5 protein-coding genes and 1 tRNA gene are annotated in these 5,590 nt (G+C 66.9%); 2 read left to right on the top strand and 4 right to left on the bottom strand.

Translation table 11 applies throughout. The features are described 5' to 3' along the window. The coding region (locus RT123_RS10890) for a TraB/GumN family protein (RefSeq protein ID WP_313009152.1) at positions 1-403 on the top strand (403 nt) is incomplete at its 5' end. A 46-nt stretch (positions 404-449) separates the two neighbouring features. Here RT123_RS10890 and RT123_RS10885 read toward each other — a convergent pair. From RT123_RS10885 to RT123_RS10870, 4 genes are all read right to left on the bottom strand, one after another. Then, positions 450-523: transfer RNA gene (locus tag RT123_RS10885), tRNA-Gly, on the bottom strand. Between the two features lie 39 nt (positions 524-562). Continuing rightward, on the bottom strand, positions 563-1,558 hold the full coding sequence (locus RT123_RS10880) for a bile acid:sodium symporter family protein (RefSeq protein WP_313009151.1): 996 nt from the start codon (positions 1,556-1,558) through the stop codon (positions 563-565). Between the two features lie 68 nt (positions 1,559-1,626). After that, positions 1,627-3,582, bottom strand: a complete 1,956-nt coding sequence (gene acs, locus RT123_RS10875; protein WP_313009150.1) for an acetate--CoA ligase — start codon at positions 3,580-3,582, stop codon at positions 1,627-1,629. 4 nt (positions 3,583-3,586) lie between these two features. Beyond that, positions 3,587-4,933, bottom strand: a complete 1,347-nt coding sequence (locus RT123_RS10870) for a DcaP family trimeric outer membrane transporter (protein WP_313009149.1) — start codon at positions 4,931-4,933, stop codon at positions 3,587-3,589. Between the two features lie 161 nt (positions 4,934-5,094). Between RT123_RS10870 and RT123_RS10865 the strand changes: the two genes are divergently transcribed. Then, positions 5,095-5,590 (top strand): response regulator transcription factor (locus tag RT123_RS10865; protein WP_313009148.1); only part of this gene is annotated, 496 nt, incomplete at its 3' end.

Below are 5,590 nucleotides of genomic sequence, written 5' to 3'. Positions count from 1 at the left end.
AGCCGAAGCGGCGGGCAAGCCGATCCACGGCTTCGAGACCATCGACAAACAGATCGGCATCCTGGCCGGCCTGCCCGACGACGTGCAACTGGTCTTCCTGCGCGAGACGCTGAAGGACTACGAGAACGCCGCCACCAAGCTGGATGAAATGGTCGAGGCCTGGGCCAAGGGCGACGTCGCGACGCTGGACCGCGTCACGATCAAGGAAATGAAGGACGCCTCCCCGGCCCTCTATCAGTCTGTTCTGGTGGATCGGAACACCGACTGGGCCAACCAGATCCAGACCCTGCTCGAAGGCTCCGGCACCGCCTTCATCGCCGTCGGCGCCGCCCACTTGACCGGCGACGACAGCGTCCAGGCCATCCTGCAAAAGCGCGGCGTGACGGTCGAAGCGGCGAACTGAGGATGCAACGAAGGCGCGGCGGCGACGTCGCGCCTTCGATAACGGCTGGAGCGGGCAGCGGGAATCGAACCCGCACGAAAAGCTTGGGAAGCTTTCAGGCTACCACTACATCATGCCCGCGATGGCCTGAGGCCGGTCTATCTCAAGGCTGGACGGCGCTCAAGGTAAGACCGGACTCTGGGCGCGCGCTTCATTCTCGCGCGCATAGCGCTGGGCGATGATGCTGCAGGCGAACAGCTGGATCTGATGGAACAGCATGATCGGCAGGACGATCAGCGGCACGGCGTGGCCGGCGAACAGGATGCCCGCCATGGGGATGCCGGTGGCCATGCTCTTCTTGGAGCCGCAGAACAGGATGACGATCCGGTCGGGCCGATCGAACTTCAGCGCGCGGCCGGCGAAAAGGGTCAGGGCCAGGACGATGGCCAGCAGGGCGATGTTCAGACCGATGACCTTGGCCAGATCCAGCGGCGCGACCTGGGACCAGACGCCGGCGACGACGCCCTCGCTGAAGGCGGCATAGACGATCAGCAGGATGGAGCCGCGGTCGACCAGGCCGGTCAGTTTGGCGTGGCGGGTCAGCCAGTCCTTCAGCAGGGGGCGGCACAGTTGGCCTACAGCGAAGGGGGCCAGGATCTGCAGACCGATGTCGAGAATGGACTGCAGATGGATGCCGCCATTGGCGCCGCCGATCAGCAGGGCGACCAGCAGCGGCGTCACGATCACGCCCAGCAGGTTCGACAGGCTGGCGCTGGTCAGGGCGCCCGCGACATTGCCGCCGGCGATGGAGGTGAAGGCGATGGACGACTGCACCGTGGACGGCAGCAGGCACAGATAAAGCATCCCCGTCAGCAGATCGGGCTGAAGCGATCCTCGCATCAGAAAGACCAGGCCCAGCCCCAGCAGCGGAAACAGCAGGAACGTCGACAGGAAGACCGTGCCCTGAAGCCGCCAGTGCATCAGGCCGGCCCCGATGGCCGCCGGCGACATTCGCGCGCCATACAGAAAGAACAGCAGGGCGATGGCGGCCTTGACTACCCCGTCCATGACGACGGCCGCCTGTCCGCTGGCGGGAAACAGCGCCGCCAGGATCACCATGCCGATCAGGGCCAGCAGATAGCCGTCGATCGGCAGGCGGGACAGGAAACGAGGCATGGACGGCTCAGGCTGCGGCGGGGTGACGCACAGATAGGCGCATCAGCCCCCGCATTGAACCCGCGTCTTCAGGCCCCGGCGCGGTTCTTGACCAGATCGTCTACGACCGACGGGTCGGCCAGGGTCGAGGTGTCGCCCAGAGCGCCGATCTCGTTCTCGGCGATCTTGCGCAGGATGCGGCGCATGATCTTGCCCGACCGGGTCTTGGGCAGGCCCGGCGCCCACTGGATCACGTCGGGGGCGGCGATAGGGCCGATCTCGTGACGAACGTGAGCGACCAGGGCCTTTCTCAGATCCTCGGTCGCCTCGGCCCCGTTGTTCAGGGTGACATAGGCGTAGATTCCCTGGCCCTTGATGTCATGGGGATAGCCGACGACCGCCGCCTCGGCGACATCGTCGTGCAGGACCAGCGCGCTCTCGACCTCGGCCGTGCCCATCCGGTGGCCGGAGACATTGATGACGTCGTCCACCCGGCCGGTGATCCAGTAGTAGCCGTCCTCGTCGCGACGGCAGCCGTCGCCGGTGAAGTAGCGGCCCGGATAGGTCGAGAAATAGGTGTCGAAGAAGCGCTGATCGTCGCCATAGACGGTACGCATCTGGCCCGGCCAGCTGTCGGTGATGCACAGGTTGCCGGAGACGGCGCCCTCCAGCGGCTGGCCCTCGGCGTCCACGATCTGAAGCTCGACGCCGGGCAGGGGCATGGTCGCCGATCCGGGCTTCAGGTCGGTGGCGCCGGGCAGGGGGGTGATCAGATGGCCGCCCGTCTCGGTCTGCCACCAGGTGTCCACGATGGGGCAACGGCCGTCGCCGACTACCTCGTGATACCAGCGCCAGGCCTCGGGATTGATCGGCTCTCCCACCGTGCCGAGCAGACGCAGCGAGGCGCGCGAAGAGGCCTTCACCGGCGCATCGCCCTCGCGCATCAGGGCGCGCAGGGCCGTGGGGGCGGTGTAGAAGATCTCGACCTTGTGCTTGTCCACCACCTGCCAGAAGCGGCCGGCGTCGGGATAGTTGGGGACGCCCTCGAACATCAGGGTCGTCGCCGCATTCGCGAGCGGCCCATAGACCATGTAAGAGTGGCCCGTGACCCAGCCCACGTCGGCCGTACACCAGAAGACCTCGCCGGGGCGATAGTCGAAGACGATCTCGTGCGTCCAGGCGGCCCAGAACAGATAGCCGCCCGTGGTGTGCAGCACGCCCTTGGGCTTACCCGTCGAGCCGGAGGTGTAGAGGATGAACAGCGGATCCTCGGCGTTCATCGGCTCGGGCGGGCAGTCGGCGTCGACCTTTGCGGCCTCCTGCCCATAGTCGAAGTCGCGGCCCTCTATCATCGGCACGTCGGCGCCGGTGCGGCGGATGACCAGGACCGTGTCGACCTTCACCTTCGTCAGGGCCTCATCGACATTGGCCTTCAGCGGAATGTGCTTGCCGCCGCGCAGACCTTCGTCGGCGGTGATGACCAGGTTGGAGCCGCAGTCCTCGATCCGGCCGCACAGGCTGTCGGGCGAAAAGCCGCCGAAGACGACCGAATGCACCGCGCCGATCCGCGCACAGGCCAGCATGGCGTAGGCGGCTTCGGGGATCATGGGCAGATACAGGGTGATCCGGTCGCCCTTCTTGGCCCCATGCGCCTTCAGCACATTGGCCATGCGGCACACCTCGGCGTGCAGTTCGCCGAAGGTGATGTGGCGGCTGTCGGCGGGATCGTCGCCTTCCCAGATGATCGCCGTCTCGTCCTTGCGATGGGGCAGGTGACGGTCGATGCAGTTCGCCGAGACGTTCAGGACGCCGTCCTCGAACCAGCGAATACGGAAGTCTTGCTTCTTGAAGGAGACGTCCTTGATCCGGGTCGGCGGGGTGATCCAGTCCAGACGCTTTGCCTGTTCGGCCCAGAAGGCGTCGGGCGTCTCGCGCGCGGCGATCCGCGCCGCCTCATACGTTTCCCGGTCCATATGGGCCTTGTCGGCCCAGTCGGCAGGGACGGGATAGAGAGCGGGATCAGGCACGCGAGACGTCTCCGGCATCAAATCAGAATCCGTATTTGGCGAACAGGATCAGACGGGTCATGTCGCCGCTGGCGCCGGTTTCGATCTCGCGGTCCGCGAACATCAGCTCGGACCCGACATCAAACGCCGTAACCGGCGACCAGATCAAGTTGGCGTGGAGGCTCTGGGCCGAACGGTTGGCGGCCAGGCCTGTGAAGGCCAGGTCATTGTCCACCTTCTGCGCCGACCAGATCAGGCTGGAACGCCAGCCGGGCGCCCAGACGTGGCGATAGGCGGCGAAGCCGGCGACCACGCCGATCGCATCCAGATCGCCCGAGCCGTTCAGCACGGCGTCGTTGGAGAAGTTGAGACCGACATAGCGGCCGATGCCTTCGCCGCCCGTCACCATCAGGCGCAGATCGTCCTTGGCGCCGACCTTTATCTTGGTCGAGGCCGACAGCCCCCAGCCGGTCGCAGTGGAATCGATGTTGCTGGCCGGGCTCTGGTATTTCAGCTGACGCAGCAGGCCGGCGAACTGGAAGTCGCCCCAGGGCTTGGACGCCGCATAGCGGGCGGTGAAGTCCGGCAGGGTGCTGTCATCGGCAACGATGCGCGCGCCGCCGCCGAACGGGGTCACGGTCGTCTCCGGGTTCTCGACCGAGACCGAGAAGGGACCGCGCGTATAGCGGACCTGGACCTGACGGGCGAAGACCGTGCCTTCCGCCGCGCCGATGAAGTCGGCGGATTCAGGCAGGACGGCGGTGTTCTGGAAGTTGGTCCACTCCTGACCGATCAGCCAGTTGTCGATGGTGATAAAGGCGCGACGCAGGGCCGGGTTGGCGGGACTGGTGGTCCGCTGGTCGCCGGCGCCGGGCAGGGTCTGAAAGTCCATCTCCATCCGCGTGCCGATCTTGTGGCCGCCGACCATGCCGTCGGTGGTCAGCCAGAACCGGGTCTGACGGGCGTTAAAGTCGGTCGCCGTATCCTCATTGGCGCCGCCGATGGGGATGGAGCCGGGAATGTGGAATTCACGCAGCGCGTCGCCATTGACCGGATCGCCGCCGGAATAGCGGGTGGCGTAGGCGTCCACCTTCACGAAGCCGCCGAACTTGACCGTGTGGTCGCCGATGCGGAAGCCCTCGCCGGGCGTCGCCGTCGCCTCCTGGACCGGGGCGGGCGCGGCCGGGCGGGTTTCCAGGCGGATGATGTCCTGCTGTTGCGCCGCCTGCTGGGTTCGCGCGGCGACGACCTCGGACTTCAGGACGTTCAACTGGGCTTCGAGCTGAGCGATGCGCGCCTCGAGCGCGGCCTGGTCCTGGGCCGAGGCCAGGTTGGGCGTCGCCATCAGCGCAACGGCGGCGGCTCCCGCCATCAGGCTTTTCGTGATCATGATGAACCTCCCGCGCCCGTCTCGCGCGGGCGTCCCTTTGACGACCTTTCCGCCTCCGGCCTCGGGGAGCCATTGGCCATTGGTCTAATTTCGACCAAAGTCGAACCGCGCCATGATGGCGACGACGCGGCCGGTCAGACGCCGCGCACGGAAGGAAGCCCATGGATCGCATCGTCGTCGCCGACGACCATCCCCTGTTTCGCGCCGCCCTGCGCTCGGCCGTCGATAAGGCAGCGCCGGGCGCGGAGGTGGTGGAATGCGCCAGCCTGGCCGAGGCTAAGGCCGCCATGGTCGCGGGGGCCGTCGATCTGTTGCTGCTGGATCTGAAGCTGTCGGACAGCGAGGGGATGGCGGGCCTCGCCGCCGTGCGGGCCGAACAGCCGACCGTGCCGGTGGCGGTGGTCTCGGCCAGTGAGGACGCGCCCGTTGTGCGCCACGCCCTGGGTTTGGGCGCCGCCGGCTTCATTCCCAAGTCTTCGTCCCTGCCGCAGATGGTCGAGGCGATCGCGGCCATTCTGGCCGGCGACAGCTGGGCGCCGGATGTGCCCGAGGCCGACGATGATCTGGCCGGCCGCGTGGCCAGCCTGACGCCGTCGCAGCTGCGGATTCTCGAAGGGCTGAAGGCCGGGCGGCTGAACAAGCAGATCGCCTTCGACC

This window comes from Brevundimonas vesicularis (assembly GCF_032067225.1).
In the GTDB taxonomy this organism is placed as follows: Bacteria; Pseudomonadota; Alphaproteobacteria; order Caulobacterales; family Caulobacteraceae; genus Brevundimonas; species Brevundimonas vesicularis_F.
Note: the sequence above shows the minus strand (reverse complement) of the source record. Positions and strands in the feature narration are given on the sequence as shown.

Coding starts and splice junctions, on each gene's coding strand:
- RT123_RS10880 (WP_313009151.1), bottom strand. CDS start 1,558: ATGCCTCGTTTCCTGTCCCGCCTGCCGATCGACGGCTATCTGCTGGCC.
- RT123_RS10870 (WP_313009149.1), bottom strand. CDS start 4,933: ATGATCACGAAAAGCCTGATGGCGGGAGCCGCCGCCGTTGCGCTGATG.
- acs (WP_313009150.1), bottom strand. CDS start 3,582: ATGCCGGAGACGTCTCGCGTGCCTGATCCCGCTCTCTATCCCGTCCCT.